Origin of the sequence: Thioalkalivibrio sp. ALE20, assembly GCF_000381405.1 — a bacterium.
Classification (GTDB): domain Bacteria; phylum Pseudomonadota; class Gammaproteobacteria; order Ectothiorhodospirales; family Ectothiorhodospiraceae; genus Thioalkalivibrio.
The window spans coordinates 195,649-219,400 of sequence record NZ_KB906473.1; the positions used below are offsets into that span (position 1 = coordinate 195,649).

The following is a 23,752-nucleotide window of genomic DNA, read 5'->3' on the forward strand; positions in this document are numbered from 1 at the left end:
GTGGTCAGTCGCGTTCGCTGGAGGGGTCGCCGGATGCCGGTGCTTCGAAATGCATGCGGCTGGTGCGGTTGCCGGATTCCCAGGTGTCCATGCGCCGGATCTCGCCTTCGCGGCCGCGGATGGTGATCTCGATGATCGCCCGGCGCAGCGCGCGGTCGCGCGGGCGCAGCTCCAGTTCCCAGGCGTCGAGATCGCCGTCCAGTTCGACCTCGAAGCCCGCTTCCAGGGCCTCGCGGTCGCCCTGCAGCAGGCTGCGGAACAGCCCGGCGAAGGCCTCCAGCCCGGGTTGTTCGTCCAGACGGATCTCGCGCACCGAATCGCCGCGGGTCAGGGTCAGCTCGCGGCCCTCGATGCGCACGTGCTCGCCGCGGCGGCCGTCGGTCTCGCGGATCAGGGTATCCGGGGGCTCGAAGGCGATGCGGCCGCTCTGGCGGTCCTCCGACTGCAGCATCGGGTCCTGGCGGACTTCGCGAAAGGCCATCTCCGCGGGCGCGTCGAGGCTCAGGGCCGCCAGGATCGCATCCAGGGTGTCCGCGGCGGCCGGCAGCGGCAGCCACAGCAGGGGCAGCAGGGCCAGCCATGCGAGCCGGGCGGGCCCGCGGGTGCGGTGGTGGTCAGTCGTCATGCCAGAAATCATAGAAGTTGAACCAGTTCCACGGGGCGTTCCGCACATGGGCCTCTAGGCGGCGGGCATAGTGGCAGGTCCAGTCCTGCAGCACCGCGTCGCGTTGTGCCCGCGGCGCCTCGATCGCGTCGGCAAAGTGTTCGAAGACGATATCGTAGCGGTTGCCGCCGCGATAGAGTCCGAAACACAGGATCACCGGCACCTTCAGCACCGTCGCCAGCAGCATCGGCCCCATGGGGAAGACCGCGCGGTCGCCGAGAAATTCGCACTCCACCGTGCGATCGTTTTCCACCACCCGATCGCCCAGCATGCCCACCATTTCGCCGCGTTCCACCGCCTCGCGGGCGCGGATCAGGGTGTCGGTACGCCCCAGCGGGATCACACTGCGCGCGACCTCGGGGTTGAGCGAATCCAGCAGCCGGGTGATGACCTGGTTGTGGTCGGCGTCCATCAGGACCCGGACGGGGAAGTCGTGATGGCCCACGGCCAGGGCCCGCAGGGCCTCGAAACTGCCCAGATGGGCCCCCAGCAGGATCGCGCCCTCCCCGGAGTCCAGTGCCTGGTGGAAGATCTCGGCGCCATGCACCCGGATGTCCAGGGCCTGCTCGCGCCCGGCGAGCAGGAACACCCGGTCGAGGATCACCGCGGCGAAGCTGTGCAGGTGGCGGGCGACATCGCGCACGCGCGGCGGATGCCCCAGCACCCGCCGCAGATACTGCCGACTGTGCCGCCGTGCGCGCGGTGCCAGCAGCAGGAAATAGGCGGTAATGGGGTACAGCAGCAGGCGCCCGGCCGGGCGTCCCAGGCGCAGCGCGACCCACAGGATGATGCGCAGGGCGAGGGGACTGCCGCGTTCTTCCTGAGCGCGCCAGTCCCCGCTCATGACGGGTCGGCCGGCGGTTCGGGGTCCAGCTGCCCCGCGCACAGCAGCGTATCGGAGCCGTCGTCACGGATGCAGCGGAAGGCGCGGGTCCCGCGGCGCCCGGGTTCGTCGATCTCCACCCGGAACGCGGTCTCGGGAGGCAGCGGCGCGACGAATTTGATCTGCGGAAAACGCGCGGGAGCGGTCAGGCCCAGCTCCTCCGCGGCCGCCGCGACCTGTTCCAGGATCATCACGCCGGGTACCACCGGGTTGCCGGGGAAATGCCCCGGAAGGGCCGGATGGTCCTCCGGTATGCGGCGCGGCCGGCTGGTCAGGCCGGTCATTTCAGACGGGCTCCCCGTGGCAGGCGAGCAGGTCCAGCAGGGCCTGGCGCGGCAGCTTGCCGGTCGCCGAGCGCGGCAGGCGGTCCACCCGTACCAGCGGGCGCGGAAGAAACGCCGGGTCGAGCCGTTCGGCGAGCTGCTCCTGGATCGCGGATTCGCTCAGCTCCGGGGCCACCACCAGCGCCGCCAGCCGGGTGATCCCGTCGGCATCCGAACTGTCCGCGGGCGGGATGAAGACCCCGTCCCGCACCCCGGGGAGGGTTTGCAGATGACGGTTCAGCTCCACCAGCGAGGCGCGCTTGCCGGCGATATTGAGCATGTCCGCCAGGCGTCCGGTCATGCGGAAGCGGCCGTCATCCGCGACCTCGATGCAGTCCGGCAGCGGAACCGGCTCGCGATGCTGCGGACCATGCGCGAGGGCCAGACCGGAGGCATCCCCGTCGGCGCGCACCCGTACCCCCGGGTACGGCGTCCAGTGCTCTTCGTGAACCGTGCGGCGGGAAGCGATGGCACCGGCCTCGGTGCAGCCGTAGATCTCGTTGACCGGGGCGCCGAAGTGCGCCTCGAGCTCCTTCGCGGTGCTGGCTTCCAGCGGTGCGGTGGCGGACAGGATGCGTCGCGGCGCGGCCGGGGCCGACTGGCCGGAACGCAGGCAGGTCCCCAGGTGGAAAGGCGTGGAGATCAGCACCGGACGGGTCTCGCGCTCCAGCGCCGCGTGCACGTCGGCAGGGTAGAACGGACGTTCGGCGAGCAGGGTGTTGGGGCCCAGCAGGGCCGGGAGTACCGTGGACTCCAGGCCGTACATGTGCTGCGGCGGCACGGTGGCGACCAGGGCATGTCCGGGGCCGCGGTCCAGCTCCAGGCGCTGCAGCGCCTGCTCGGTGACCGCGACCAGATCCCCCCAGCGTCGCGGATGGGCGGTGGGTGTCCCGGTGGAGCCGGATGAAAAACCGAGGATCGCGGTGCGATCCCGGGGGATCATCGGGATGTCCGCGGGACGGTCTTCGTTCCCGCCCCCGGCGTCGCCACGCGCGCTGACCGCCAGGGTGTGCAGGGGGAAGTCCTCCTCGCAGGAGTCCACCAGGGCGACCGCTTCGGGATAGCCACGGGCGATCTCGCCCAGCACCGTGCGCCCGCGCGCCGGCGGCAGCAGGTTCATCTGTCCGCGCAGCAGGATGGCGCCGAAGGCGACCGAGAACCGGTAACGGTCCTCGCACAGGTTGAAGGCCGCCGGCGCCTCGGGCAGGCGGGCGGCCAGCTCGCGGACGTCGGCCAGCCAGGCGGCGCGCGACACCGGGTGTCCGCCGATCCGGGCCAGTGGCGTGTCGGCGTCCGCGAGCAGCGGGCAGGCGAGGGGAGCGGCTTCGCTCATGGCTGCCTCAGGATCCGTCGATGGTCGGCCCGCGCCAGCTGCATCAGATAGGCAACAAAGCCTTCGCGGGGTTCATCCGGCAGGAAACGGGCACGCAGCGGATATTCCAGCATGAACAGGACTCCCAGCAGAAGATAGTTCAGGCCGTTGGCCACGACCGCCCATACGGTCGCCGGCGCGAACACCGACAGACCGGCCGAGACCACCGCCAGCAGGGCGCAGGTGCTGGCCCAGATGGCGGTCATCACCCGGGTATAGCGATGGACCGCGGGACTGTCCGAGGCCCCCATTTCCAGGGCATACCGCGTGATCAGTGGCGTGGAACCGGACCGCAGCGAGCGCGCGAACAGCGCCGCGATCAGGCCCGGGACCAGCACCGGCACCGCGTGGATCAGCCACTCGCCGGCCGGGGTCAGGCCGAACAGCGCCAGCGCCGCCAGCAGCCCCGTGCCCAGCAGTACTCGTGCCCGCGGGCGCAGGGACGAGGCGACGGCGAGAAACACCAGCAGCGTCAGCAGGGCCAGCGGCAACGGCTGCAGCTCGATCCATTGCCCGGCGATCACCGAAACCGGGTAGGCCAGCGCAACCGCCGCAGCCAGCCTTGCCGTCACGAGGACGTCCGGTTCGCCTCGATATGTTCACTCAGCGCACGCAGGGACGCGAAGATCCGCAGGTTGTCCTCGTCATCGGAACGGATCTGCACGCCATACGCGCGACCGATCGCCAGAGCCAGCTCGAGGGCATCGATGGAATCCAGCCCCAGACCCTCGCGGAACAGCGGGGCCTCCGGCTCGATGTCTTCCGGCGCCGTTTCCTCGAGGTTCAGGCTGTCCACGATCAATCGGGCGACTTCCTGCTCGAATGCCGTCTGCGCCCCCATAACTTCCCCCTGATGTCCCTGGTCGGGGGCGATGATACCGGTAAGACCCCGGGCTTGGTACCCTTCAAACGAAGGTGTTACTCCGGCGTCGGGTTGTGTCAGCCTTCGGCAAGGCCTGGATGCCGATCATTCTCATCCTGATCATGGAGGTCACATTGGCGCAGCATCGCCGGGTAACCCTGGAGCGCGTGGGTGCGGACGGGCTGGCGATGTTCGCGCTGTCGCAGGTCGTGATCCTGGCGACCCTGGGGGTCAGCCTGCTGCTGGCGTGGCACGGCGTGCGCCGCACCGCGCATGCACCCTGCCGGCCGCGGGCGGTGGAGACCGTGCTGGTGGCGGGGATGCAGCTGGAAGAGGGGCATCCGGCCCCCGGGTACCGCATGCGGCTGCTGCGGGCGCTGCGGCTGCTGCGCCGGCATCCGCAGGCGCGGGTGCTGGTGCTGGGCGGGCAGACTTCGGCGCAGGGGCCCAGCGAGGCCGCGGCCGGGGCGGCGTTCCTGCGTGAACGGGGCGTCGCGAACGCGCGCATCCGCATCGAGGACCGCTCCACGCATACCCTGGAGAACCTGCGCCATGCGCGCGATTTGATGCGCGAGGAGAGCGCCGGCTCGGACGATCCGCCGGCGGTGCTGGTGACCAGCCGCTATCACCTGGCCCGGGCGCTGGCGATTGCGCGCGGGCTGGGGCTGCACCTGCAGCCGTGCCCCGCCGAGCCCGACCGTCATGCTGCCCGGGGGGCGGTACTGTGGCGCGAGGCCTGGCTGCTGCACTGGTACCACACCGGGCGGGTATTCGCCCGGGTGTCCCGCCGGCGCGGCATGCTCCGGCGGATCACCTGACCACGGACGCGGGTCCGGGTCAGCCGCGGGCGGCGAGGGCCTCCTCGTTGTAGGCGGCGTCGATGGTGGTGATGGTCTTCTCCACCAGGCGGAAACCCTCCACCGGGGCATCGTCGGCCATGTACTTCAGGCGCACCGGGCCGATCGACTTGACCGCCTCGGCACGCTCCAGCGTGGTGTCGGGGCCGTCGGCACCGGCCCCGTCCATCAGCGCGGTGAGGATTTCGGCCACGATCGGGTCCTTGTGTTCGCCGTTGCGGGCCTTTGTCAGGGTGCCGGCGGCATCGCCGTCCAGGAATTCCGTGTCCATGTGCCGATCCAGGTAGTTCAGCAGTTCGCTCAGGGTCATCAAAGCCTCCTCGGGTCGTTTGTTCAGCCGGTGCTGCCGGCGGCATCCATGCGGGCATAGGCCGCACGCGCCGCCGCCATCGCCCGGCCGGGTTCCACCACGCCACGATCCGCCAGTACCGCCTCCAGAGCGGACAGGCAGGTCAGCACGTTGCGTTCGTTCGCGCCATAGCCCATCAGGCCGATGCGCCACACCTTGCCGGCGTACGGCCCCAGGCCGGCACCGATCTCCAGGCCGTAGCGTTCCAGCAGCTCGCCGCGCACCGCCGCCTCGTCCACGCCCTCGGGGACATGGACGGAGTTGAGCTGCGGCAGACGGTGTTCCTCGGCCACCAGGAATTCGAGACCCATGGCCTCGAGGCCGGCGCGCAGAGCGTCGTGGTGACGGCAGTGCCGCGCCCAGCTGTTTTCCAGGCCTTCTTCCTGCAGGATCACCAGTGACTCGTGCAGGGCGTACAGGGCGTTGATCGGGGCGGTGTGGTGATACGCGCGCTTGCTGCCGCCACCCCAGTAGCCCATGACCAGGTTCAGGTCGAGGAACCAGCTCTGCACCTTGTGGCTGCGCGCCTGGATGCGGTCCACCGCGCGCTGGCTGAAGCTGACCGGCGACAGGCCGGGGGTGCAGGACAGGCATTTCTGGGTGCCGGAATAGATCGCGTCCACGCCCCAGTCGTCGACGTACAGCGGGCTCCCGGCGAGGCCGGTCACCGAGTCGACGATGGTCAGGCAGTCGTGCTCACGGGCCAGCCGGCACAGGGTCTCGACGTCCGAGCGCGCGCCGGTGGAGGTTTCGGCGTGGACGAACGCCAGGACCTTTGCATCCGGATTGCCCTTCAGGGCGTCCGCGACCTTGTCCGGGGAGACCGGGTTGCCCCAGTCGTCTTCCACCACCACGGCGGTGCCGCCGCAGCGTTCGACGTTCTCCTTCATGCGGGTCCCGAACACGCCGTTGATGCAGACGATGACCTTGTCCCCCGGTTCGACGAGGTTCACGAAGCAGGTCTCCATGCCGGCCGAGCCGGGGGCGGAGACCGGCAGGGTCAGCGCGTTTTCGGTCTGGAAGGCGTACTGCAGCAGGCCCTTCATCTCTTCCATCATGCCGACGAACACCGGGTCCAGGTGGCCGATGATCGGGCGACTCATCGCGCTCAGCACGCGCGGGTTCACGTCGGAGGGGCCGGGCCCCATCAGGGTGCGTTGCGGCGGAAGAAAGGAAGAAGCGGTCATCGTTTAACCTTCTGCTGTACTCGGGAAATCGGATGGCGCGAATGTAGGCCCCGCCCGGGGTACGGGCAAGCGCCCCCACCGCGCGGCGGGAGTTCCCCGCGCCGATTCATGGTCACCCTTCCCGGCGGTGGCGGTCCAGCAGGCTCAGCCAGTGTTCCACCCCGCGTTCGGTGCCCGACTGCAGGTGACTCAGGCAGCCGATGTTGGCCGACACGATGCGCGCCGGGGCCGCGGCCTCCAGGTTTCCCAGCTTGCGGTCGCGCAGCTGCCGCGCCATGGCCGGCTGCGTGATGGAATAGGTGCCGGCCGAGCCGCAGCACAGGTGGCCCTCGGCGACCGGCAGGACCTCGCAGCCCGCGGCCTGCAGCAGCGGCTCCACGCGTCCGGCCAGGCCCTGGCCGTGCTGCAGGGTGCAGGGGGCGTGCCAGGCGATCCGGCGGTCCTCGTCGGTGACCTCGATCCCCAGCGCGGTGACGGTATCGGCGTCGAACAGCTCGGCCGGGTCGCGCACCAGGGCGGTGAGTTCGCACGCGCGCTCCTGGTATTCGTCGTCGCCCTCCAGCAGGTGGGCATAGTCGCGCAGCATCGCGCCGCAGCCGCTGGCGGTGGACACCACCGCGTCCACCCCGCGAGCCAGTGCCGGTGCCCAGGCGTCGAGATTGGCGCGCAGGCGGGCGCGGGTGCGTTCCGCATCACTCAGGTGGTGTTCCACCGCGCCGCAGCAGCGCGCGGCGGAGACCCGTTCCACCGCGATGCCGCGCGCGGCCATCAGGCGCTCGAACGCCGCGTTGATGCGGGCGTCGATGGCATCGTGCACGCAGCCGGCCAGCAGCAGTACGCGGCCGTGCTCGAAGGGTACGGCCCCGCCCTGCAGCACCGGCCCGCCGCCGGGTCGCCCGGGACGCGGCGGGGCCGGAACGGCGGCCGGCACCTTGGCCCGCAGTTCGCCGCGCAGCAGCGGGCGGGCCAGGCGCCCGGCGCCCAGGGCGAGGCGGAACGGCCACCCGGCGGGGAGCGTGCGCTTGAGCATGGCGCGGAGCAGACGTTCGCGCCAGCCGCGCGGGACGTCGCGTTCCACCGCCTCGCGGCCGAATTCCACCAGATGCGCGTAGTTGACCCCGGAGGGACAGGTGGTCATGCAGTTGAGGCAGGTCAGGCAGCGATCCAGGTGGCGCCCGGTGGCCGCATCGGCCTCGCCCTGTTCCAGTACCTGCTTGATCAGGTAGATGCGCCCGCGCGGTCCGTCCAGCTCGTCGCCCAGCTCCTGGTACGTGGGGCAGGTCGCGTTGCAGAAACCGCAGTGGACGCAGTTGCGCAGGGCCTGTGCGGCGATGCGGGCGGCCGGGTCGTCGGCGTAGCGTTCGTGGATACGGGTGTCCATGGGAGTGCTCGCTTCAGGTACCGGTGGCGCGGGCCGGGGAGCCGGGCAGCAGCGGACTGTGGAACATGCCTTCGGGGTCCATGGACTGTCGCACCCGGGCCTCCAGCCCCTCCAGGGCGGTGCCGCGCGGATGCAGGCGCGGCGCACCGGCCGGGTCCCCGTGCCAGATGCGGGCGTGTCCGCCGGTGGCCTCCACCGCCGTGCGCACCCGCGCCGGGTCGGCCTCGCTGCGCAGCCAGCGCTCCCCGCCGCCCCAGTTCAGCAGCCACTCGCCGGGCAGTTCCGGCAGGGGCGTGGCCGGGGGCACGACGATGCGCCACAGGCGCTCGCCGGGTGCGGGTTCGCGCGTGAAGGGTTCCGCGCGATGGTCGCGCAGACCGCTCCAGAAGCCTTCGCCATCCGCGGCCGGGGCATCCCCCAGGCGCTCGGCGGCTTCCGTGACCGCCTGTTCCCCGCCGCTCAGACGCAGGTACATGCGGCCGTCGTTCCACGCCAGCCCGGAAAGGGGCAGGGCCGTACGACCGAGCTCGCGACAGGCGTCGATGAAGCCGGCGGCGTCCAGGTTCCGCTGCAGGGTGAGCTCGTGAGCGGGGCGCGGCAGGAGCTTGAAGCTGACCTCCAGCAGGACCCCGAGACCGCCCAGGCTGCCGGCCATCAGGCGCGAGACGTCGAAGCCGGCGACGTTCTTCATGACTTCGCCGCCGAAGCGCAGGATCTCGCCGGAGCCGTTGATCACGCGGGTGCCCAGTACGGCGTCGCGCAGGCTGGCGGTCCACGGCCGGCGCGGACCCGACAGTCCGGTGGCCACCATGCCCCCCACGGTGGCGCCCGGCCCGGGATCCCCCGGCTCGAACGGCAGCATCATGCCCACCGCCGCCAGCTCGGCCTGCAGTTCGGCCAGCGGGGTGCCGGCCCGCACACTGACCACCAGCTCGCTGGGGGCGAGATGGGTGATGCCGCGGTGTGCGGTCACATCGAGGGACTCGACGTCACCCGGCAGGGGGTCGGGGCGGGCGATCGCCGCCCGGGTCCCGCCCCCGGCGATCCACAGCCGGCGGCCGCCATCAGCGGCCTCGCGTACCGCGCGGGCAAGTTCCTGGCTGTGGTCGGCGGTCTCGGACATCGGTCTCCCGCGGGTTCGGGTGGCGGCGCGCGGGTGCGGTCGGCGTCCGGCCGGTCAGGACCGGACCCGCGCGGTTCAGGCCGGGAGCGTTGGCGCCGCCGTTGCCGGGCCGGGCCCCGCAGGCGGATCGCGCCGGCGCTGGTTCCACGCGACCATCAGCCCGAGGGCCAGCGCCGGCAGGTAGAACCAGTAGGGACTGGGACGCTCCGCGGGCACCAGCACCGCGGTGATCTCCCAGCCGCCTTCCAAGCCTACGCGGGCGGCGGGGCTCTCGAAAGCAACCGTGCGGATGCGCGTTCTTTCCTCCGGATCCACGTCCAGCCCGGCCTCGGACAGGCGCTCCAGCGGGTCGTCGCGCCGCTCGCCCAGCGGGAACATCACCGTGCGGGTGACCTCGCGCCCTTCGAGGTCGAGCCCGGTCGCCCGCAGGCGCAGGTTGGCCCCGTCCGGGGCCGCGTCCACCACCTCGGTCAGGGTTGCCGGGTCCTCGCTGACATGGGCCGGGGCGATACGGTCCATCAGCACGGTCGGCGCGAGCAGGGTGAAGGCCACCACCAGCAGCAGCGCGGACTCCCAGTAGCGGCTGCGGGTCAGGAACCAGCCCTGGGTGGCCGCGGTGAACGCCAGGATCCCCGCCAGCGAGCCGAGGAACACCAGCGCCAGCTGAAACACGTTGTCCACGCCAATCAGCAGCAGCTGGCTGTTGAAGATGAAGAAGAACGGCAGGGCCACGGTACGCAGGCTGTAGGCGAAGGCCTGTACCCCGGTGCGTACCGGGTCCGCCTTCGCGACGGCCGCGCCGGCGAACGAGGCCAGACCCACCGGCGGGGTGACGTCCGCCATGATGCCGAAGTAGAACACGAACAGATGGGCCGCGATCAGCGGGATCAGGACGTCGTTCTGGGCGCCCAGCTCGACCACGATCGGGGCCATCAGCGTGGCCACCACGATGTAGTTGGCCGTGGTCGGCAGGCCCAGGCCGAGGATCAGGCTGATCAGCGCGGTCAGCAGCAGGACCAGCAGCAGGTTGCCGCCGGACAGGGTGTCGACCACGTCGGTCAGCACCAGCCCGAGTCCGGTCATCGCCACCGTGCCGACGATGATCCCCGCGGCCGCGGTGGCCACGCCGATGCCGATCATGTTGCGCGCGCCGGTGGCGAACCCGTTGAACAGTTCCCAGATTCCGGCCCAGGTGGCCTGCAGCAGGCCGCCGCTGCGGCGGAACAGGGCCACCAGCGGCCGCTGGGTCAGTACGATGAAGATCATGAAGGCCACCGCCCAGAACGCGGCCAGGCCGGGGGACAGGCGCTCCACCACCAGAGCCCAGACCAGCACCACCAGCGGCAGGATGAAATGCATGCCCGCCAGCACCGTGGGGCCGATGCGTGGCAGCGGGCGGTCGGTGTCCAGCGGCTCGGGGTCCGGCTCGCGCGCGGCGATCCACAGCAGCACCAGATAGGCCGCGAACAGCAGTCCGGCGATGATCCAGGCGGCGCGCTCGTCCGCCACGTCCTTGATCCAGCCCAGACCCCAGTACACCGCGGCGGCGAGGATGATCAGGCTGCTCAGGGTCAGGCCGAAGGCGATCAGACGCCCGCGCAGGGTCCCGCCGACCGCGCGCTGCAGGCCTTCCATGCCACCCTTGCAGGCCTCCAGGTGCACGATGTAGAGCAGCGCGATGTAGGCGATCAGGGCCGGCAGGATGGCGTGCTTGAGGACCTCCACGTAGGTGATGCCCACGTACTCCACCATCAGGAACGCGGCTGCGCCCATCACCGGCGGCATCAGCTGGCCGTTGACCGAGCTGGCGACTTCGATGGCCCCCGCCTTGTGCGCGGGGAAGCCGACGCGTTTCATCAGCGGTATGGTGAAGGTGCCGGTGGTCACGGTATTGGCGATCGAGGAACCGGAGACCAGTCCGGTCATGCCCGAGGCGATCACCGCGGCCTTGGCCGGGCCACCGCGCATATGCCCCAGCAGGGCGAAGGCCACGCGGATGAAGTAGTCGCCGGCCCCGGCGCGTTCCAGCAGCGCGCCGAACAGCACGAACAGGAACACGAAGCTGGTGGAGACCCCCAGCGCGATCCCGAACACCCCCTCGTTGGACAGCCATTGCTGCGCCATCGCGCGCGGGTAGCTGGCGCCGCGGTGGGCGATCAGGTCGGGCATCAGCGGCCCGGCGAAGGTGTAGAACAGGAAGATCGCCGCGATGATGGTCAGCGCCGGCCCCAGCACCCGCCGGGCGGCCTCCAGCAGCAGGATCAGGCCGATCCCCGCGACGATCAGATCGACTTCGGTGGGTGCGCCGGCGCGGTCCGCGAGAGTCTCGTGGAACAGGTACAGATACAGCGCGCTGAATGCGGCGACCGCGGCATAGAGCCAGTCGAACGCCGGGACCCGGTCCAGCGGATCGCGCCCGCGCAGCAGCGGCCAGGCCACCAGCAGCAGGGCCGCGCCCAGCGCGGCGTAGACCTCGCCCAGACGTTCCAGGCCGATGAACTGCCAGGCCCCCAGACCCAGCAGGGCGAGCCCGCCGAGGGCGTAGGCCACACCGAAGCTGCGGGGCAGCACCGCGCGCCCGCCGCCCGGGCGCAGCGCCGGGAACAGCAGGAAGGCGAGGAACACCGCGAAGGCGAGATGCACCGCGCGGGCATCGGTGTCCGAGACCGTAAACCAGTCCAGCGCATCCGGCAGCGGCGAGGCGATCCACAGCTGGAACAGCGACCACGCGACCGCGACCACGAAGATCAGGCTGCGCGTCGCGGTGCCGGGATGGCGGGCGCCGGTCTCGATCTCCTGCGGGGCGGCGGATTGCGGGGGTGTGCGTTCGGGCTCAGTCATGGATCCATCCTGCCTCGCGGAAATAGCGCCGCGCCCCCGGATGCAGCGGCGCGGACAGGCCTTCGTCGACCATCGCCTCGCGCTCCAGTCCCGCGAACGCCGGGTGCAGGCCGCGGAAGGTATCGAAGTTCTCGAACACCGCGCGGGTCAGGGCGTAGGCGGCCTCGCTGCTGGTGCGCTCCGAGGTGACCAGGGTCGCGCCGACCCCGTAGGTGCGGATGGTTTCGTCCTGCCCGGGATAGGTCCCGGCGGGGATCTCGGCGGCCATGTAGTACGGGGTCTCGTCCACCAGGCGGTCGATGGCCTCGCCCTGAAGCGAGACCAGGCGCGCGTCGCAGGTGGCGATGGGTTCCTGGATCGCAGCCGACGGGTGCCCGACGGAAAACACGAAGGCATCCACCCGGTTGTCGCACAGGGCCTGGGCCTGTTCGCGCGAAGGCAGTTCGGCGACCCGGGCGAAGGTGTCATGGTCCCAGCCGAGTTCGTCCAGCAGTTCTTCCATCATCGCGCGCTGACCCGAACCGGGGTTGCCGATGTTCACCCGCTGGCCGCGCAGGTCATCCAGGCTCTCGATGCCGGAGTCCGGGCGCACCACCAGGGTCAGCGGTTCGGGGTGCAGGCTGAACATCGCCCGCAGGTGACGCGCCGGCCCGAAGGCCTCGAAGCGTCCGCTGCCGTGGTAGGCGTGGTGCTGCAGGTCCGACTGGGCCACGCCGAAGTCCATGTCGCCGGAACGGATCATGTTCAGGTTGAACACCGAGCCGCCGGTGCTTTCGGCGGTGCAGCGCATGCCGTGTTCGTCGCGCGCCGCATTGAACAGCCGGCACAGGTGCTGGCCGGCGGGATAGTACACTCCGGTGACCCCGCCGGTGCCGATGTTCACGAAGGCCTGTCCGGCCGCGGCCGGCAGGGCCAGCAGCACCCCCAGCAGGCCGAGCAGCAGGGCCGGACCGTTGCATCCGCCGTACCGGTTCATTCGCGTTTCCTCGTGACGCCTGATCGACGGGAGTCTAGGGAAACGCTGGTCAATGTGCACCCTCGCGTTGACGCCTGTCATGCTGCGGGGTCCAATGACCACCCCGCGACCGGCGTGAGGCCGGTGCGCGCCATGCGACCGGGAGTGAAGGATGTCTGAAGGAGAGCCCGCAGGGGCGGTGGCGCAGCAGCTGGTCGACGAGTGGCAGCGGCGCCTCGAACGCTGCCCCGGGCGCGTTCGTGCACGCGTGCGCGAGCTCGCGGAGCAGCACCGCGCCATGCTGGCGGAACGGTTCTATGCCGAGATGCTGGCGGACCCGGATGCCTGCGTGTTTCTCGACCACGAGGACGTCAACTCGCGGCTGGACGCCTCTCTGCAGGAATGGATCCGAGGCATCTTCTCGGTGGAGAGCGGCAGCGGCGTGGAAGAACAGGCCGCGCGCCAGGCCCATGTGGGCGGCATCCACGCGCGCATCTCCATCCCCATCCATCTGGTCATGCGCGGCGCGCGCTGCGTGAAGGAGCAGTTCCTGACCCTGCTGGAGCTGGATTCCGCGATGGGGCACGAAATGCGGCTGCAGGCGGCGCGGCATGTCTCCGACAGCATCGACATGGCGATGGAGCTGATGAGCCACGCCTATTCACGCTCGCATGAGCGCAACGCCCGCGCCGAGGAGGCCTACCGTCTGTTCGCGGTGTCGGAGAACCTCGCCAGTGAGAAAGACCGCCAGCGGGCCTGCCTGCTGGACTGGGAGAACGGGCTGATGTTCGATCTGGCCATGGGGGCCTCGGGCGAGCAGCTGCCGCGGCTGGCGGCCTCCGAGTTCGGCCTGTGGTTCCGGCACAAGGGAGTGGACGCCTTTGGCGGGGCCGCGGAAACCGAGCGGGTGCTGGAGGCCATCGCCCGCATCGACGAGTTCCTGCTGCCGTCGCTGGTCTGCGTCGAGGCCCGGCAGCGGCAGGATTACCTGCGTGACGTGCGCGAGCAGGTCCGCAGCATCGACTACCATCTGGGTCAGCTGTTCGAACGCAGCAACGAACTGGAGTCCGGGCGCGACGTCCTGACCCGGACCCTGAACCGCAAGTTCCTGCCCGTGGTGCTGGGACGGCATATCGCCGGCGTACAGCAGACCCATGCCCCCTTCGCGGTACTGGCCCTGGATATCGATTATTTCAAGCGGGTCAATGACGAACATGGCCACGAGACCGGCGACCGCATCCTGCAGCAGTTCGCCACGCTGCTGGTCAGCAACTCGCGGGCCGGCGATTACCTCTTTCGCCTGGGCGGCGAGGAATTCCTGATGATGCTGGTGGACGTGGTTCCGCGCGATGCCGAACGCATCGCCGAGAAACTGCGCACCGCGGTCCGTGCCGAGCCGTTCCAGGGTGCCCATGGCCAGCAGCTCGGGCTGACCGTGAGCATCGGACTGGCCAGTCACGACGGCCACCCGGACTACCAGCGCCTGGTGCGCCGGGCCGACGACGCCCTCTACGCCGCCAAGAACAGCGGCCGCGATCAGGTGGCCGTCGCGGACTGAAACCGCTTCCCGACCGGCAGCGGGCCGGCCGGCGGTCAGTACATCGCGGCCATCATCTTGCGGCGGTACTGGCTGACCAGCGGATTGTCGTTGCCCAGGGCGTCGAAGGCCGCCAGCAGCCCCTTCTTGCCGGCGTTGTCGCCCTCGTTGTCCTTGTAGTCCGGGTGCTGCTTCATCAGCTCCAGGTACAGGCCCAGGGCCTCCTCGTAGCGACTGTGCAGCATGGAATACGCGGCCAGGGTTTCCAGGGTCTCCGGCGCCGGATCGCCCTGCTGCATCTCCTGTGTCAGCGCCTGCGGGTCGGCGCCGGCGGCCCGGCGGGAGAACCGCAGGTGGGCACGCAGGGTCTTCACCGCATCATCCTCGGCGCGGTTCAGCGGCAGCTGATTGAGCTGCGCCTCGGCGGCGTCGGGGTCACCCGCCTGAGACAGCGCGCGCGCCAGTTCGATGCGCAGATCCGGGTCTTCGGGGAAGGCCTCCAGCGCGGACTCCAGGGTGGCGCGGGCGGCCGCGGTGTCGCCTGCGCGGATCTGTGCGCGGGCCAGCTCGGAGCGCAGGTCCTTGTTGCCCGGATCGACCGCCACGGCTTCTTCCAGCGCACGCACGGCGCCTGCCGCGTCCCCGGCCTGCAGGGCGGCCAGGGCCTGCTGGCGGTGGGCGTCGGAGGGACGCTCGACGTGGCGATCGATCATCTCGCGGATGGTGGATTCCGGCTGCACCCCCATCTGCTGATCCACCACCTCGCCGTGACGGAAGCACATGATGGTGGGCAGGCTGCGCACGCCGTACTGCCCCGCCAGTTCCTGGTTCTCGTCGCTGTTGACCTTGGCCAGCCGGAACGCGCCGCCGTAATCCTCGGCGATCTTCTGCAGCAGGGGCATCAGCTGTTTGCAGGGTCCGCACCAGGCGGCCCAGAAGTCGACCAGCACCGGACGCCGGTGCGATTCGTCCAGCACCGCCTGCTGGAAGCTGTCGCGGGTGACGTCGAGAATGGCATCGCCGGTGGCGTTTTCGGCTTCGGTCATCGGAAACCTCCTGAAAGATCGGAATACGGGATATGCGGTGCATTGTTGGGATCGTCCCGGCGATTGCAAGCAGCCCCGCCCCCGCGAGCTCTGGTACGCTGCGCACTGTGCGGCGCGCGGGGCCGCGGGTTGCGTCCGGAGGTTGCTTCGTCGCTTCGCTCCTCGCAATGACGGCGCTGTTCGGCAGGCCGGGCCCGGAGGCCGCTTCGGGCCTCGCAATGACCGGCGCTCAGGTACCGTCATCGCGAGGCGCGCAGCGCCGTGGCGATCTGTGCGGGCGGCCCCGGCAAAGGGCACGATCAACAAAGGGGTTCCTGAGTGAGCTATTCCGCATCCGACATCGAAGTCCTCGAGGGCCTGGACCCGGTGCGCAAGCGCCCGGGGATGTACACCGACACCGCGCGGCCCAATCATCTCGCCCAGGAGGTCATCGACAACTCGGTGGACGAGGCGGTCAGCGGCTACGCCAGCCGTATCGACGTGGTCCTGCACAAGGACGACTCGGTCTCCGTCACCGATGACGGGCGCGGCATGCCGGTGGACCTGCACCCGCGCGAGAACCGCCCGGGGGTCGAGGTGATCCTGTCCACGCTGCATGCCGGCGGGAAGTTTTCCGACAAGAGCTATCAGTTCTCCGGCGGGCTGCACGGGGTCGGGGTATCGGTGGTCAACGCGCTGTCCGAGCGCCTGGACGTGGACATCCGGCGCGATGGCCGGCGCTGGCAGATGGCCTTCGCCGGTGGCCACAAGCTGCAGGACCTCGAAGCGGTCGGCGAGGTCGGCAAGCGCAATACCGGCACCACGCTGCATTTCTGGCCCGATGCGCAGTACTTCGACTCGGCGAAATTCTCGGTGCCGCGGCTCAAGCACATCCTGCGCGCCAAGGCGGTGCTGTGCCCGGGCCTGACCGTGACGTTTCGCGACGAGACCACCGGCGAGGCCTGCGAGTGGTGCTATCAGGCCGGTCTGCGCGACTACCTGGTGGAGGCCCTGGAGGGGCTGGAACGCCTGCCGGAAGAGCCGTTCATGGGGTCGGTCTCCGGCCACAGCGAGGCGGTGGACTGGGCGGTGACCTGGCTGCCGGAAGGCGGCGAGGTGGTGTCCGAGAGCTACGTGAACCTGATCCCCACGACCCAGGGCGGCACCCACGTGAACGGCCTGCGCACCGGGCTGACCGATGCGGTGCGCGAGTTCTGCGAGTTCCGCAATCTGATCCCGCGCGGGATCAAGCTGGCGCCGGAGGACGTGTGGGAACGGGTCTCCAGCGTGCTGTCGTTCAAGATGCAGGATCCGCAGTTCGCCGGGCAGACCAAGGAACGGCTGTCCTCGCGCCAGGCCGCGCCGTTCATCTCCGGGGTCATCAAGGACGCCTTCAGTCTGTGGCTCAACCAGCACCCGCAGCAGGGCGAGCGCATCGCCGAGCTGGCCATCCAGAATGCGCAGAAGCGCAGCCGCGCGGGGCGCAAGGTGGTGCGCAAGAAGGTGACCCAGGGCCCGACCCTGCCGGGCAAGCTGGCCGACTGCGCCAGCCAGGAGCTGGCGCGCACCGAACTGTTCCTGGTCGAGGGCGACTCCGCCGGTGGCTCCGCCAAGCAGGCGCGCGACCGCGATTTTCAGGCGATCATGCCGCTGCGCGGCAAGATCCTGAACGCCTGGGAAGTGGAGCCCGACCAGGTGCTGGCCTCGCAGGAGATCCACGACATCGCCGTGGCGCTGGGCGTGGATCCGGGGACGCAGAGCCTGGAGGGGCTGCGCTACGGCAAGATCTGCATCCTCGCGGACGCCGATTCGGACGGCGCCCACATCGCCACGCTGTTGTGCGCGCTGTTCCTGAAGCATTTCCGCCCGCTGGTGGAGCAGGGCCACGTGTTCATGGCCATGCCGCCGCTGTACCGAATCGATGTCGGCAAGCAGACCTTCTATGCCCTGGACGAGGACGAAAAGGCCGGAGTGCTGGAGCGTATCGAGGCGGAAAAGCTGAAGGGCAAGGTCGCGGTGACCCGTTTCAAGGGGCTGGGCGAGATGAACCCGATGCAGCTGCGCGAGACCACCATGAATCCCGACACCCGCCGGCTGGTGCAACTGACCCTGGATTCGGCCGAGGAGACCGGCAGCCTGATGGACATGCTGCTGGGCAAGAAGCGCGCCGGGGAACGCCGCGCCTGGCTGGAGGGCAAGGGGCACCTGGCCGACGTGGACGTGTGAACGGAGGCCCGTATGTCGCGGCTTTCCATCGACCTGCACGAATGCTTTCGTGATGGCCGGCGCATCGATCAGGCGCTCAACGGCGCGATCGACGAGGCCTGCGAGAAACGCATCAAGACCGTGGAGATCATCCACGGCAAGGGCAGCGGGCAGCTGAAAAAGCGGGTGCTGCGTTTTTTGCAGCAGCCGGAGGTCAAGGCGCGTTACCACCGGGTGGAGAAGGATTCGAAGAATCACGGTCGGCTGTTCGTGCATTTTCGCCACTGAATTCGCGCCGCCGTGTCGGGGCATGCGGCGCCGCCGTTCGTATGCGATAGGATGCGCGCCATGCCGACCGTTCTGCGCCTGTTCGACCGCCTGCCGCTGTGGCTGTTTGCCCTGATCGTGGCGACCGTGGGCCTGTGGCCCTGGCAGCCGGAGCCGGCGATCGCCGGACTGGTGCGCGACCTGCTGGCCGGTGAACTCGCCGGTGCGGCGGGCTGGGGCGGTCTGCTGCTGCACGGACTGCCGTGGCTGCTGATGGCGCTGCGTCTGGCCCGCCAGAGCCGGACCGGCGCCTGATCGGGTACGCTGCGGATTGCTGTAACAACAACGGACCCGCCGGGTCCGCCAACCGGCCGCAAGGCCGACACGCGACGACACAGGAGAATCGACCATGCGCTTTATCGTTGCCGTTACCGCCGGAACCGATGACCCCACCCGCGCCACGCTGGGCATGATCGCCGCCAAGGTGGCGAAGGATCAGGGCCACGACGTGACCGTATGGCTGCAGGGCGAGGCGGCGAACATCGCCAACCGCAACGTCTACGACAAGATCGTCGGCCACAACATGCCGGCGATGAAGGACATCGTCGAGGATCTGGTCGACGCCGGCGTGCCGCTGTGGGTCTGCGAGGCCTGCGGCCGCGGTCGGGACGTGACCCCGGACAACTTCCTGGCCACCGCCGAATACGCCGGCATGGGCCACTACGTGCAGGCGGTGGCCGAGTTTGATCGCTCGATGAGCTTCTGATTCGGGCGGGTTGAGCTTCCCGCCCGAACAGTCCGGCCGGCGCCTGCGCGCCGTCCCCGGCGGGGTCCGCGTCCTGCTGACCCTGCTGCTCCTGAACGGACTGGTCCTGGCCCTGGACATCCCGCGCCACGCGGGCCCGGGGCCGGGGTGGCTGGCCTGGGAGGCCGTGGTCCTGGCCGGACTGTTTGCCGTTCTTCCTCTGGCCACCGCGCGCGTACTGGCGCGGGTCGTGGCCTCTGCCCTCCTTGCACTGATCGTACTGGCGCTGTTCGATGCGCTGGCCCGGGTCAGCCTCGCCCGTCCGCTGAATGTCTACGTGGACATCGGCCTGCTGGATGCCGTGTTCCGGCTGCTGACCGGCAACCTGCCCACTGTCGGCGTGATCCTGGCCGTCGCGGCGTTGCTGGCCGTGATCGGGCTGGCGGTGTGGTCGCTGGCGCGTCTGCTGGCGCGCCCGGTCGTGCCCCGGGGCGCGGGTTTCGTGCTGCTGGGCGCGGGCCTCGCCGGGCTCGCGGGCCACGCGACGGGCGTGGAGCCGCCGCGCACGGCGGCGCCGGCGGTGGCGCTGGTAACGGAGCAGGTCGACGGCATGCGCGAGGCGCGGCGCGAGGATCGCGCGCTGGCGCACCGGCTGGAGGAGGATTCGCGGCTGGCCGAACCCCGGCCGCTGGAGGGCCTGGCCGGCGTCGACGTGGTGGTTGGCCTGATCGAGTCCTACGGGGTCTCGGCGCTGGAGATCCCGCGCTATGCCGAGGTGATCGAGCCGACGCTGGAGGATCTGCAGCAGGATCTCGCCGCGCGGGATCTGCACGTGGTGACCGGGGTGATGAAGGCCCCGATCGCCGGCGGGCAGTCGTGGCTGGCGCATGCCACCCTGCTGTCGGGCGTGGCCGTGCGGCATGCCGGGCAGTACCGCCGGCTGCAGGAGCGCGAGCGGGCGACCCTGGTGCAGGACTTCGCGGCCACCGGCCACCACACGGCCATGCTGGCCCCGGCTATCACCCTCGACTGGCCGGAGGGGCGCTGGTTCGGCTGGGACCGGATCCTGGACCGCGACGGCATGGACTACCGCGGGCCCCCGTTCTTCTGGGTCACCATGCCCGACGAATTCACCTGGTGGCGCTTCGAACAGGACGTGCGGCCGGACCCGCAGGGCGGGGAGGCGCCGGTGTTCGCGATGCTCGCGCTGGTCAGCAGTCACGCCCCGTGGACCCCGGTGCTGGACGTGCTGGACGACCCGGATGCGATGGACGACGGGCGGGTGTTCCACGAACAGGCCGGCGCCGGGCCCGCCCCCGAGGTGCTGTGGCGGGACTTTGACCGCGTCCGCGATCATTACGCCGAGGCGGTGCGCTACTCGCTGGAGGTCAGCGGCCACTGGGCGCGTGACCACGTGGACGAGGACACCCTGTTCCTGATGCCGGGCGACCACCAGCCGGCGGCCCTGGTCACCGGCCCGGACCCCTCGTGGGCGGTGCCGGTGCACGTGATCTCCGGGGACCCGGAGCTGCTGGAGCCGTTCCGGGCCCGCGGCTTTCACGACGGCTTCGAGCTGCCGCCGGCCACCGGGGACGAGGACATCCCCGGGTTCGAGGATTTGCGCGACTGGCTGCACGAGGATTACGGCGACGCTTCCTGATCAACCGACGGCTGCGTAATCGTTTTGTTGCACTTTTGGATTTTTGTAACACAAATGTTTCGCCTGAATCGATTTTGTTGCACTGGGGTGCAAAGTCACCCTGATCGACGGGTAAGGGAGGTACGGGCATGCGCATCGTGGTCGCCCTGGGGGGCAACGCACTGCTGCAGCGGGGGGAGACGCCCTCGGCCGCGAATCAGCGGCACAACGCGCGGCGCGCGGCCGCGACCATCGCCGGCCTGGCGGCGGAGCACGAGGTGATCGTGACCCACGGCAACGGCCCGCAGGTGGGGTTGCTGGCGAACCAGGCGGAATGCGACCGCATCGCCTGGCCGCTGGACGTGGTGGGTGCGGAGAGCCACGGGATGATCGGCTATATCCTCGCGCAGGAGCTGCACAACGCGCTGGGGCATGATCGCGTGGCCAGCCTGCTGACGCAGACCGAGGTCGACCCGCAGGACCCGGCCTTCGACGAGCCGAGCAAGTTCATCGGACCGACCTACGCCGAGGAGGCCGCGCGGCGCCTGGCGCAGGAGCGTGGCTGGCGCATCGCTCGCGACGGCAGGGCCTGGCGGCGGGTGGTGGGCTCGCCCGAGCCGCGCGCATTGCTGGGGGTGCCGGCGATCCGGACCCTGGCGGCTGCCGGGACCCTGGTGGTGTGTGCCGGCGGCGGCGGGGTTCCGGTGGCGCGCGATGCCGACGGCCGGCTCTCGGGCGTGGAGGCGGTGGTGGACAAGGATCTTGCTGCGGCCCTGCTGACCGCCGAGGTGGAGGCCGATGCCCTGCTGATGCTCACCGATGTCGATGCGGTCTATGCCGACTGGGGCACGGACCGGGCCCGGCGGCTGGACCGCCTGAAGGGCAGCGACATTGATCCGGCCGAATGGCCGCCGGGGTCCATGGGGCCCAAGCTGGATGCGGCGCGGCGGGTGGCCGCGGGCGGCCGCATCGCGGGTATCGGGGCGCTGGAGTCGGCCGCGGCCCTCCTCGCCGGGACCGCCGGGACCCGGGTGAGCCCGTAACGGACGTGCCCCCGGTTGCGACCCGAGTTCTTGGCGCCGCGCCCTTGCGCCGGCACGCTGACGGCGAAGCCTTCGGAGGAGATTGGAAAGACATGAACATGCGGAAGATAAGTCCGGCCCTGCTGCTGGCCGCCGGCCTGTGGCTGGCCGGTTGCGACGGCGAACCGCAGGCGGAGGACGGTCCGCCTCAGGCCCTCGGCGAGCGCCAGATGGAGCCGCAGCCGACGGATAACGAGGGCGTGCGGCGCCCGCAGCAGCGGGGCATGCCGGCCGCCGACGTCAAGCGCACCGACGACGACTGACGCGACGGAGTCTCACCACATCAGGTCGTCGGGCACCACGTAATCCGCATACGGGTCGTCGGCGGCCGGTTCGCTGTCCGCGGCCTCCTCGGCGGGGATGACCAGCGGCCACTGCGGGTCGCGTTCGCGGATGCGATCCGCGGTCTCGCGGGGCACCAGGCGAAAACCGGCCTCCGGTCGGTGGTCGAGGCCGGCGATTGCGGCGCGTCCGTCGGCCAGCTGGCGCCGCAGGGCCGGCGTGACCGGCAGGCTGCGGATCCGCCCGCCCTGCTGGAAGTGATAGTCCTCGGCGTCCTCGCCGGCGGGCACTGGATACAGGTTGGAACTGACCAGCTCGCGCAGCTGGGCCGTCAGGGCCTTGCGCGCGGCGCGCGCCTGGCGTTCCTCGTTCTTGCGCCGCGAACGTTCGGCCTGTTCCGCCTGACGCTGCTCGGCGGCCGTGGGCTCGGCCGCGGGTGGCGCCGCCTTCTTCGGCTTTTTGGCCTTTTTCTTGCCCTTGTGCTGTTCGCTGCGGGCCTTCTTGACCTGCTTTTCGTCGACCAGTCCCGCCTTGAGGAGCTGGTCGCGCATTGCGTCGGACATGTTCGGCTGCCGTCTGGCTGAGTGGAACCCGTCAGGATAGCCGGAACCGCGGGCCGCGTGCAGGGGGCGGCCCGGGCGTGGGGTGTTTTACCGGCGCGGCCGGTCAGTCCGGATCCGGGATCGCCGCGAGTTCGGCCGCCCCGCGGGTGCGTTCGTCCGGCGGGAGTCCGGGTTCGAGGCGGGCGAGGCGCTCCCCGATGGTTTCCGCGCGCGGGCGCCGGTTCGGGGCTGCGGCGGCGGCCGGAGGCGGGCATTCCTGCAGCAGGTGCAGCGCCCCCAGGTGCTCCGCGCGCAATTCCAGTTCCAGCAGGGCGCGGTACAGGGCATGTCGTTCGGGGGTGTGCAGGCGTCGGCGCAGGGCCCGGATCCGGAGGGTGGCGCGGGTACTCCAGTCGCGTGCCCGGGCGTGCAGCCGATCGAGATCGTCGGCGGCCAGTGGACCGGGGTGCCAGGCGGCGAACAGCACCCGAATCACGTCAGCCCCATGGTGATCCTGCCAGGCCATCAGCCGCTCGTGCAGCGCCGGATCGTTCCAGGCGGTCTCGGCGAACGACCAGAAATCCCCGGTGGCCCGGGTGTCAGGCACTGCCGGCGGCGGATGTACTGACGCCGGCCGTGGTCCGCAGGGCATCCAGGTCGGGGATGTGCAGATCGCGGGTGTGCAGCTCGATCAGGCCCTGGCGCCGCATCTGCGTGAACAGCCGGCTGATGGTTTCCTGCGTCAGGCCCAGGTGGTTGGCGATCTCCGCGCGCGACATCGGCAGGATGAAACGGTCGGCCGCCAGCCCGCGTGCCTGATGACGCTGCGACAGCGAGAGCAGGAAGGTGGCCAGACGCTGCTCCGCGCTGCGCTGGCCAAGCAGGGCGTGCAGGTTCTCCTCGCTCGCCAGACCGCGGCTCATCACCCCCATCAGGTGCTGCCGAAACGTGGGCAGGCGGCCGGACAGGTCATCCACCAGCGACCAGGGCACCGCACAGACGCTGGTGGACTCCAGGGCAATGGCGGTGACCGGATGGGACCCCTGGTGAATGGCATCCAGTCCCAGCAGTTCGCCGGCCAGCGCGAAGCCGGTGATCTGCTCGGTCCCGTCGTCACCCATCAGCACCGTTTTCATCGCGCCGGTGCGTACCGCATACAGGTATTCGAACGGCGACCCCATGGCGAACAGCGTGCTGCCCTTCTCGATCGGACGGCGCTGCTGCACGATTTCGTCGAGCTGCCACAGCTCGGTATCCGGCAGACCCATGGGCAGGCAGAGCTGACGCAGGGTGCACTGATCGCAGGCTTGAGTCGGGCGCAAGGTCATGTCCGGAGGGTAGCCCGTTTGCGGCAATGTGGAAAGACGCCGCGGATTTTTACGCCGGCGCTCGCGGTGGCGGTGTTCCCCCAGGGAAACACTGATCAATGTACACGCTCGCGCTCGAGTCGCTTTTGCGTGCGAACAAGGCGCGGCGACCGCCGTGCAGTCATTCTGCACAAGGGAGCCGCAACGCCGTGCGCGCGCCCGTTTTTGATCAACAACGGGCGGCCGAGCCCCTTCGGGGTTGGCACCCCGGGTTCCCCGATCCTGCGTTGCGGCCCTTGCCGGTAGAACCACTACCGGCTGCGC

At 70.2% G+C, this 23,752-nt stretch carries 25 protein-coding genes; 9 read left to right on the top strand and 16 right to left on the bottom strand.

The window, feature by feature from the left end:
- Window positions 1-4 precede the first annotated feature (4 nt).
- The 6 genes from F790_RS0106465 to F790_RS0106490 are packed head-to-tail and all read right to left on the bottom strand — an operon-like array spanning window position 5 to window position 4,083.
- On the bottom strand, window positions 5-625 hold the full coding sequence (locus F790_RS0106465; RefSeq protein WP_018870255.1) for a LolA-related protein: 621 nt from the start codon (window positions 623-625) through the stop codon (window positions 5-7).
- A complete protein-coding gene (locus F790_RS0106470) occupies window positions 615-1,508 on the bottom strand; it encodes a hypothetical protein (RefSeq protein WP_019591150.1) in 894 nt (297 codons plus the stop codon). The genes F790_RS0106465 and F790_RS0106470 overlap by 11 nt, the downstream gene beginning before the upstream one ends.
- Window positions 1,505-1,831 carry a hypothetical protein gene (locus tag F790_RS0106475; RefSeq protein ID WP_019021846.1) on the bottom strand — a complete coding sequence of 109 codons (327 nt, stop codon included), beginning with the start codon at window positions 1,829-1,831 and terminating at the stop codon, window positions 1,505-1,507. The genes F790_RS0106470 and F790_RS0106475 overlap by 4 nt, the downstream gene beginning before the upstream one ends.
- A gap of 1 nt (window position 1,832) precedes the next feature.
- Entirely contained in the window at window positions 1,833-3,203 is a 1,371-nt protein-coding gene (locus F790_RS0106480; protein WP_019021847.1) for an AMP-binding protein, read from the bottom strand.
- Window positions 3,200-3,814, bottom strand: coding sequence for a hypothetical protein (locus tag F790_RS0106485; protein ID WP_019021848.1), 615 nt, complete (start codon window positions 3,812-3,814; stop codon window positions 3,200-3,202). Before F790_RS0106485 ends, F790_RS0106480 begins: the two co-directional genes overlap by 4 nt.
- The gene (locus tag F790_RS0106490) at window positions 3,811-4,083 is read right to left on the bottom strand and encodes a phosphopantetheine-binding protein (protein WP_018870250.1); all 273 of its coding nucleotides are present in this window, start codon (window positions 4,081-4,083) and stop codon (window positions 3,811-3,813) included. The genes F790_RS0106485 and F790_RS0106490 overlap by 4 nt, the downstream gene beginning before the upstream one ends.
- A gap of 119 nt (window positions 4,084-4,202) precedes the next feature.
- Between F790_RS0106490 and F790_RS0106495 the strand changes: the two genes are divergently transcribed.
- Window positions 4,203-4,922 (top strand): YdcF family protein, encoded by a 720-nt coding sequence (locus tag F790_RS0106495; RefSeq protein ID WP_051075372.1) that lies wholly within the window; start codon window positions 4,203-4,205, stop codon window positions 4,920-4,922.
- 19 nt (window positions 4,923-4,941) lie between these two features.
- Here the strand turns inward: F790_RS0106495 and F790_RS0106500 are convergent, their stop codons facing one another.
- From F790_RS0106500 to F790_RS0106525, 6 genes are all read right to left on the bottom strand, one after another.
- Window positions 4,942-5,271, bottom strand: coding sequence for a hypothetical protein (locus F790_RS0106500; RefSeq protein WP_019569695.1), 330 nt, complete (start codon window positions 5,269-5,271; stop codon window positions 4,942-4,944).
- 23 nt (window positions 5,272-5,294) lie between these two features.
- Entirely contained in the window at window positions 5,295-6,497 is a 1,203-nt protein-coding gene (locus tag F790_RS0106505; RefSeq protein WP_019591151.1) for an alanine--glyoxylate aminotransferase family protein, read from the bottom strand.
- Window positions 6,498-6,609: 112 nt separating this feature from the next.
- On the bottom strand, window positions 6,610-7,878 hold the full coding sequence (gene glcF / locus F790_RS0106510) for a glycolate oxidase subunit GlcF (protein ID WP_019591152.1): 1,269 nt from the start codon (window positions 7,876-7,878) through the stop codon (window positions 6,610-6,612).
- A gap of 13 nt (window positions 7,879-7,891) precedes the next feature.
- On the bottom strand, window positions 7,892-9,001 hold the full coding sequence (glcE, locus tag F790_RS0106515; protein WP_019591153.1) for a glycolate oxidase subunit GlcE: 1,110 nt from the start codon (window positions 8,999-9,001) through the stop codon (window positions 7,892-7,894).
- A gap of 75 nt (window positions 9,002-9,076) precedes the next feature.
- A complete protein-coding gene (locus F790_RS0106520) occupies window positions 9,077-11,842 on the bottom strand; it encodes a TRAP transporter permease (protein WP_019591154.1) in 2,766 nt (921 codons plus the stop codon).
- A complete protein-coding gene (locus F790_RS0106525) occupies window positions 11,835-12,818 on the bottom strand; it encodes a TAXI family TRAP transporter solute-binding subunit (RefSeq protein ID WP_019591155.1) in 984 nt (327 codons plus the stop codon). Before F790_RS0106525 ends, F790_RS0106520 begins: the two co-directional genes overlap by 8 nt.
- 178 nt (window positions 12,819-12,996) lie before the next feature.
- Here F790_RS0106525 and F790_RS0106530 point away from each other — a divergent pair, with 178 nt between their 5' ends.
- Window positions 12,997-14,355, top strand: coding sequence for a diguanylate cyclase (locus F790_RS0106530; RefSeq protein WP_019591156.1), 1,359 nt, complete (start codon window positions 12,997-12,999; stop codon window positions 14,353-14,355).
- A 35-nt stretch (window positions 14,356-14,390) separates the two neighbouring features.
- Here F790_RS0106530 and trxA read toward each other — a convergent pair whose 3' ends face one another.
- Window positions 14,391-15,380: a thioredoxin gene (gene trxA, locus F790_RS0106535; RefSeq protein ID WP_019591157.1), complete on the bottom strand. Its 990-nt coding sequence runs from the start codon at window positions 15,378-15,380 to the stop codon at window positions 14,391-14,393.
- Between the two features lie 318 nt (window positions 15,381-15,698).
- Here trxA and parE point away from each other — a divergent pair, with 318 nt between their 5' ends.
- The 7 genes from parE to F790_RS0106570 all read left to right on the top strand — a co-directional run bounded on the left by parE (window position 15,699) and on the right by F790_RS0106570 (window position 21,560).
- Entirely contained in the window at window positions 15,699-17,585 is a 1,887-nt protein-coding gene (gene parE, locus F790_RS0106540) for a DNA topoisomerase IV subunit B (protein ID WP_019021857.1), read from the top strand.
- 12 nt (window positions 17,586-17,597) lie between these two features.
- Window positions 17,598-17,852 (top strand): Smr/MutS family protein, encoded by a 255-nt coding sequence (locus F790_RS0106545; protein ID WP_018870239.1) that lies wholly within the window; start codon window positions 17,598-17,600, stop codon window positions 17,850-17,852.
- Window positions 17,853-17,912: 60 nt separating this feature from the next.
- Window positions 17,913-18,146, top strand: coding sequence for a hypothetical protein (locus tag F790_RS0106550; RefSeq protein ID WP_019021858.1), 234 nt, complete (start codon window positions 17,913-17,915; stop codon window positions 18,144-18,146).
- A gap of 94 nt (window positions 18,147-18,240) precedes the next feature.
- Window positions 18,241-18,597 carry a DsrE family protein gene (locus F790_RS0106555; protein ID WP_018870237.1) on the top strand — a complete coding sequence of 119 codons (357 nt, stop codon included), beginning with the start codon at window positions 18,241-18,243 and terminating at the stop codon, window positions 18,595-18,597.
- Window positions 18,598-18,607: 10 nt separating this feature from the next.
- On the top strand, window positions 18,608-20,236 hold the full coding sequence (locus tag F790_RS0106560; RefSeq protein ID WP_019591158.1) for a hypothetical protein: 1,629 nt from the start codon (window positions 18,608-18,610) through the stop codon (window positions 20,234-20,236).
- Between the two features lie 128 nt (window positions 20,237-20,364).
- A complete protein-coding gene (locus F790_RS0106565; RefSeq protein WP_019591159.1) occupies window positions 20,365-21,258 on the top strand; it encodes a carbamate kinase in 894 nt (297 codons plus the stop codon).
- Between the two features lie 92 nt (window positions 21,259-21,350).
- Window positions 21,351-21,560, top strand: coding sequence for a hypothetical protein (locus F790_RS0106570; RefSeq protein ID WP_018870233.1), 210 nt, complete (start codon window positions 21,351-21,353; stop codon window positions 21,558-21,560).
- Between the two features lie 12 nt (window positions 21,561-21,572).
- On the opposite strand, the gene F790_RS0106575 is transcribed toward F790_RS0106570, so the two are convergent.
- The 3 genes from F790_RS0106575 to fnr all read right to left on the bottom strand — a co-directional run bounded on the left by F790_RS0106575 (window position 21,573) and on the right by fnr (window position 23,449).
- Complete coding sequence (locus F790_RS0106575) at window positions 21,573-22,142, bottom strand: DUF2058 domain-containing protein (protein WP_019591160.1); 570 nt, start codon at window positions 22,140-22,142, stop codon at window positions 21,573-21,575.
- Between the two features lie 103 nt (window positions 22,143-22,245).
- Window positions 22,246-22,728: a DUF2390 domain-containing protein gene (locus tag F790_RS0106580; RefSeq protein ID WP_019591161.1), complete on the bottom strand. Its 483-nt coding sequence runs from the start codon at window positions 22,726-22,728 to the stop codon at window positions 22,246-22,248.
- Window positions 22,721-23,449: a fumarate/nitrate reduction transcriptional regulator Fnr gene (gene fnr, locus F790_RS0106585; protein WP_026332877.1), complete on the bottom strand. Its 729-nt coding sequence runs from the start codon at window positions 23,447-23,449 to the stop codon at window positions 22,721-22,723. The genes F790_RS0106580 and fnr overlap by 8 nt, the downstream gene beginning before the upstream one ends.
- Window positions 23,450-23,752: the final 303 nt, after the last annotated feature.

Coding starts and splice junctions, on each gene's coding strand:
- fnr (WP_026332877.1), bottom strand. CDS start 23,449: ATGACCTTGCGCCCGACTCAAGCCTGCGATCAGTGCACCCTGCGTCAG.
- F790_RS0106465 (WP_018870255.1), bottom strand. CDS start 625: ATGACGACTGACCACCACCGCACCCGCGGGCCCGCCCGGCTCGCATGG.
- F790_RS0106480 (WP_019021847.1), bottom strand. CDS start 3,203: ATGAGCGAAGCCGCTCCCCTCGCCTGCCCGCTGCTCGCGGACGCCGAC.
- F790_RS0106470 (WP_019591150.1), bottom strand. CDS start 1,508: ATGAGCGGGGACTGGCGCGCTCAGGAAGAACGCGGCAGTCCCCTCGCC.
- F790_RS0106570 (WP_018870233.1), top strand. CDS start 21,351: ATGAACATGCGGAAGATAAGTCCGGCCCTGCTGCTGGCCGCCGGCCTG.
- F790_RS0106550 (WP_019021858.1), top strand. CDS start 17,913: ATGCCGACCGTTCTGCGCCTGTTCGACCGCCTGCCGCTGTGGCTGTTT.
- F790_RS0106575 (WP_019591160.1), bottom strand. CDS start 22,142: ATGTCCGACGCAATGCGCGACCAGCTCCTCAAGGCGGGACTGGTCGAC.
- F790_RS0106505 (WP_019591151.1), bottom strand. CDS start 6,497: ATGACCGCTTCTTCCTTTCTTCCGCCGCAACGCACCCTGATGGGGCCC.
- F790_RS0106520 (WP_019591154.1), bottom strand. CDS start 11,842: ATGACTGAGCCCGAACGCACACCCCCGCAATCCGCCGCCCCGCAGGAG.
- glcF (WP_019591152.1), bottom strand. CDS start 7,878: ATGGACACCCGTATCCACGAACGCTACGCCGACGACCCGGCCGCCCGC.
- F790_RS0106525 (WP_019591155.1), bottom strand. CDS start 12,818: ATGAACCGGTACGGCGGATGCAACGGTCCGGCCCTGCTGCTCGGCCTG.
- F790_RS0106500 (WP_019569695.1), bottom strand. CDS start 5,271: ATGACCCTGAGCGAACTGCTGAACTACCTGGATCGGCACATGGACACG.
- F790_RS0106490 (WP_018870250.1), bottom strand. CDS start 4,083: ATGGGGGCGCAGACGGCATTCGAGCAGGAAGTCGCCCGATTGATCGTG.
- trxA (WP_019591157.1), bottom strand. CDS start 15,380: ATGACCGAAGCCGAAAACGCCACCGGCGATGCCATTCTCGACGTCACC.
- glcE (WP_019591153.1), bottom strand. CDS start 9,001: ATGTCCGAGACCGCCGACCACAGCCAGGAACTTGCCCGCGCGGTACGC.
- F790_RS0106565 (WP_019591159.1), top strand. CDS start 20,365: ATGCGCATCGTGGTCGCCCTGGGGGGCAACGCACTGCTGCAGCGGGGG.
- F790_RS0106475 (WP_019021846.1), bottom strand. CDS start 1,831: ATGACCGGCCTGACCAGCCGGCCGCGCCGCATACCGGAGGACCATCCG.
- F790_RS0106555 (WP_018870237.1), top strand. CDS start 18,241: ATGCGCTTTATCGTTGCCGTTACCGCCGGAACCGATGACCCCACCCGC.
- F790_RS0106495 (WP_051075372.1), top strand. CDS start 4,203: ATGCCGATCATTCTCATCCTGATCATGGAGGTCACATTGGCGCAGCAT.
- F790_RS0106545 (WP_018870239.1), top strand. CDS start 17,598: ATGTCGCGGCTTTCCATCGACCTGCACGAATGCTTTCGTGATGGCCGG.